Origin of the sequence: Kitasatospora sp. NPDC086791 (genome assembly GCF_040685975.1) — a bacterium.
Taxonomy (GTDB): domain Bacteria; phylum Actinomycetota; class Actinomycetes; order Streptomycetales; family Streptomycetaceae; genus Kitasatospora.
Genome location: NZ_JBFBOC010000065.1, coordinates 1 through 4,224 on the forward strand (window position 1 = coordinate 1; position 4,224 = coordinate 4,224).

2 protein-coding genes are annotated in these 4,224 nt (G+C 73.8%); both read right to left on the bottom strand.

Annotation, left to right across the window (positions count from 1 at the left end; translation table 11 throughout):
• On the bottom strand, positions 1–1,676 hold a 1,676-nt coding region (locus tag AB0Q99_RS34170; RefSeq protein WP_363578147.1), incomplete at its 3' end, for a beta-ketoacyl synthase N-terminal-like domain-containing protein.
• A 2-nt stretch (positions 1,677–1,678) separates the two neighbouring features.
• The gene (locus tag AB0Q99_RS34175; protein WP_363578149.1) at positions 1,679–4,183 is read right to left on the bottom strand and encodes a type I polyketide synthase; all 2,505 of its coding nucleotides are present in this window, start codon (positions 4,181–4,183) and stop codon (positions 1,679–1,681) included.
• Positions 4,184–4,224 lie beyond the last annotated feature (41 nt).

Consider the following 4,224-nt stretch of genomic DNA (forward strand, 5'->3'; position numbering starts at 1 on the left):
CACTGCGCACCCTGCCCCGGAAACACGAACACCGACCGACCCACCGGGCGGGCCGTCCCGGTGACCAGACCCGGCGCCGTGCCGCCCCCGGCCAGAGCCTCCAACGCCTCCACACCGCTCAGCACCGCACGGTGATCGAAACGCGACCGCCCCGCCAACGCCCGACCCACGGCAACCGCGCCAACCTCCGGATGCCCGGCCAGGAACGCCCCCAGCCGACGCGCCTGCTCCCGCAGCGCCACATCCGACTTCCCCGACAACACCCACGGCACCACCCCGCCAGCGGACCCCGCCGAAACCCCGACCGGCTCCTCGGCAGCCGCCTCGATCACCACATGCGCGTTGGTGCCGCTGATGCCGAACGCCGACACGCCGGCCCGGCGGGGACGCCCCGTCTCCGGCCACGGCCGGGCCTCGGTGAGGAGTGAGACCTGGCCCGCCGACCAGTCGACGTGCGAGGTCGGCGCGTCGACATGCAGCGTCCGCGGCAACTGCCCGTGCCGCATCGCCATGACCATCTTGATCACACCCGCCACACCCGCCGCCGCCTGGGTGTGCCCGATGTTCGACTTCACCGACCCCAGCCACAACGGCTCCACCCGCCCCTGACCGTAGGTCGCCAGCAGCGCCTGCGCCTCGATGGGATCACCGAGGGTGGTCCCGGTGCCGTGGGCCTCCGCCGCGTCCACGTCCGCCGTCGACAGTCCCGCGTTCGCCAACGCCTGACGGATCACCCGCTCCTGCGACGGACCGTTCGGCGCCGCAAGCCCGTTCGACGCGCCGTCCTGGTTCACCGCCGAACCCCGCACCACCGCCAGCACCCGGTGGCCGTTGCGACGGGCGTCGGACAGGCGTTCCAGCAGCACCAAACCGGCGCCCTCACCCCAGGCCGTACCATCGGCCGCCTCGGCGAACGCCTTCACCCGCCCGTCGGCCGCGAGCCCCCGCTGCCGCGAGAACTCGACGAACCCCGCCGGCGTCGCCATCACCGTCACACCACCGGCCAACGCCAGCGAGCACTCCCCCGCCCGCAATGCCTGCGCCGCCAGATGGATCGCCACCAGCGACGACGAGCACGCCGTGTCCACCGACACCGCCGGGCCCTCCAGCCCCAGCAGATACGACACCCGCCCGGACGTGGCGCTGGTGGCTGTTCCGGTGGCGAGAAAACCTTCGAGGTCCGGCGGCGGCTGGTTGCCGTAGCCGGAGGACCACAGGCCGGTGAACACGGCTGTGCGGCTGCCGCCGAGTGTGGTCGGGTCGATGCCGGCGTACTCGAAGGTCTCCCAGGCGGTCTCCAGCAGCACCCGCTGCTGCGGGTCCATCGCCAGTGCCTCGCGCGGCGAGATGCCGAAGAACCCGGCGTCGAAGCCGGCGCCGTCGGCGAGGAAGCCGCCCGATCGGCTGTAGGTCGTGCCCGGCCGGTCCGGGTCAGGGTCGTAGACGACCTCCCATCCACGGTCCGGCGGGAATTCGGTGATCGCGTCGGCACCGTCCGAGACCAGCCGCCACAGGCCGTCCGGGGACTCCACTCCGCCCGGGTAGCGGCAGCCCATGCCGATGATCGCGATCGGCTCGCGCGCGGCCTCCTCCATGTCGGCGAGGCGCTTACTGAGCACTCCCAGGTCGGCCGTGGCGCGCTTGAGGTACGTGCGGAGCTTCTCTTCGTCGGACATCGCTACTCCTCAGCGTTGCGGGACTCGCCCGAGCGGATGACCTCGGTCCTGCGGTGCACATCGTCCAAAAGACTGAACAGTTCGTCGTCGCTGGCCTCGTCGACACCGGCCGCGGAGCCGGTACGTTTGGCGGTCCAGGCCGCGAGAAGTGCTTCGAGGCGGGCCGCGACGGTCTCGTAGTCGGCGTCGGCGGCTGCCGCGTCCAGGGTGGACTTGAGCCGGTCGAGTTCGGCGAGCAGGGGGTCGGGTTCGGTGCCGTGCAGCCGTGTGTGCACGAAGGCGGCGAGGCGGGCCGGTGTCGGGTGGTCGAAGACGAGCGTCGCGGGCAGGCGCAGGCCGGTGTCCGCGTCGAGCTGGTTGCGCAGTTCCACGGCGGTGAGCGAGTCGAACCCGATGTCGGTGAACGCCTGGTCGGGGTTGACCGCCTCCGGTGACGCGTGCCCCAGGACGAGGGCGACCTGGCCCACGACGAGTTGCAGCACGTCGGCCTGCGTCCACACGCGGTCGGCGGCCTGCCTGCGCCGGGGCCGTACCAGCTCCCGCAGCAGGGCGGGCGGGTCGCCGGCGCGGCGCAGCGCCGGCAGGTCGAACCTGACGGGGGCGAGGGTGGGGGTGCCCGCGGTCAGCGCGGCGTCGAACAGGGCCAGCGCGTCCGTCGTCGGCAGCGGCCGTACGCCGGCCCTGGCCAGGCGGTGCCGGTCGGTGGCGGTCAGACCTCCGGTCATGCCGCTGGTCTCCGCCCAGTAGCCCCAGGCGAGCGACACGGCCGGCTGTCCCTGGGCGTGCCGGTGTGCGGCGAGGCCGTCGAGGTACGCGTTCGCCGCCGCGTAGTTCGCCTGGCCCGCGCCGCCCAGCACACCGGCCGCCGACGAGAACAGCACGAACGCCTCCAGGTCCGAGGTCAGTTCGTGGAGGTGCCGCGCCGCGAGGGCCTTCGGCTCCCACACGCGCGCGAACTGCTGCGGGGTGAGGGATTCCACGACGGTGTCGGCCAGCGTGCCCGCGGCGTGGATCACCGAGGTGACCGGGTGTTCGGCGAGCAGCCGCGCCACCGCCTCGCGGTCGGACACGTCACACCCCACGATGTCGACGGTCGCGCCCAGCTCGGCCAGGTCGGCGGTCAGCGCGGCCGCGCCGGGGGCGTCCGGGCCGGTCCGGCTGACCAGCAGCAGGTGCCGCACGCCGTGCCGTACGACGAGGTGGCGGGCGATCGTGCCGCCCAGGGTGCCGGTGCCGCCGGTGACGAGCACCGCGCCCTCGGGGCTGAGCGGCGAGGGCAGCGGTTCGGTCCGCGCCCGTTCGAGGCGGGGGACGTGAACGGCGCCGGCGCGGATCGCGAGCTGGGGTTCGTCGCCGGCCAGCCGGACCTCGTCGCCGTCGTCACCGTCGACCAGCACGAACCGGCCGGGGTGCTCGGTGGCGGCCGACCGGACCAGGCCCCAGACGGCGGCGGCCTGCGGGTCGACGTCCTCGCCCGGCCGCACCGGCACGGCGTTGCGCGTGGCGACCACCATGCGCGGGGTGTCCGTGGTGAGGAAGTCCTGGATCACCCGCAGGGTCTCGACGGGCGATGTGGCGTGGTGGACCGGGATGTCCGGTTCGGTGGTCGCCGCTTCCAGGACCGGCCACGCCACCTGGTACGGCACGTCCTGCGTGGTGGCCCCGGCCGACCGGCGCAGGGTCAGCGAGGCGATCTCGGCGACCGGCGCGCCCGACTGGTCGGCGAGGCCGATCGCGCAGGTGTCCTGGCCGGTCACGGTCAGCCGGACCCTGGCGCGTTCGGCGCCGCGCCACCAGGAGATCCCGGCGAAGGAGAACGGCATCTTCGCCCGGTCGTCGGCGACGGTCACGATCTGGATCGCGGCGTCGAGCAGGGCGGGGTGCAGGGCGAACCGGGTGTCGCCGGGGGGTACGGCCACCTCCGCGTAGAGGGTGTCGCCGTCGCGCCAGGCCGCTCGCAGACCTTGGAAGGCCGTGCCGTAGGCAAATCCGGCGTCGGCCAGGTTGTCGTAGAAGGCGTCGAGGTCGACGGCTTCGGCGTGCGGCGGCCACTGCCGTGCCCAGGGCTCCCGTGGTGCGACGGGTACGGCGCCCAGGGTCCCGGTGGCGTGCCGTACCCACTCGCCGTCCGCGCGCGAGTGGATCGAGACGCTGCGCCGGCCCGCCCGGTCGGGGCCGACGGTCACGGACACCTGCACGGCGTCCGCGACCACCAGTGGCGTCTCCAGCGTCAGGTCCTCGACCGCCGGGCAGCCGACGTGTTCGCCGGCCCGGAGCGCCAGGTCCACGAACGCCGCGGCGGGCAGCAGGGGCGAGCCCGAGATGACGTGTTCGGTGAGCCACGGCTGCGCGGCGATGGCGAGTTGTCCCGTCAGCACCACGCCGTTGTCGTCGGGGAGTTCCATGGCGTCCCGCAGCAGCGGGTGGTCGATCCGGCCGTCACCGGTCGGTGCCGGGGTGGTGGGCTGGAGCCAGTAGTGCTCGTGCTGGAAAGCGTACGAAGGCACCCGCACACCCGACGCCCCCGCCGTCGTGGTCACGGGCGGCA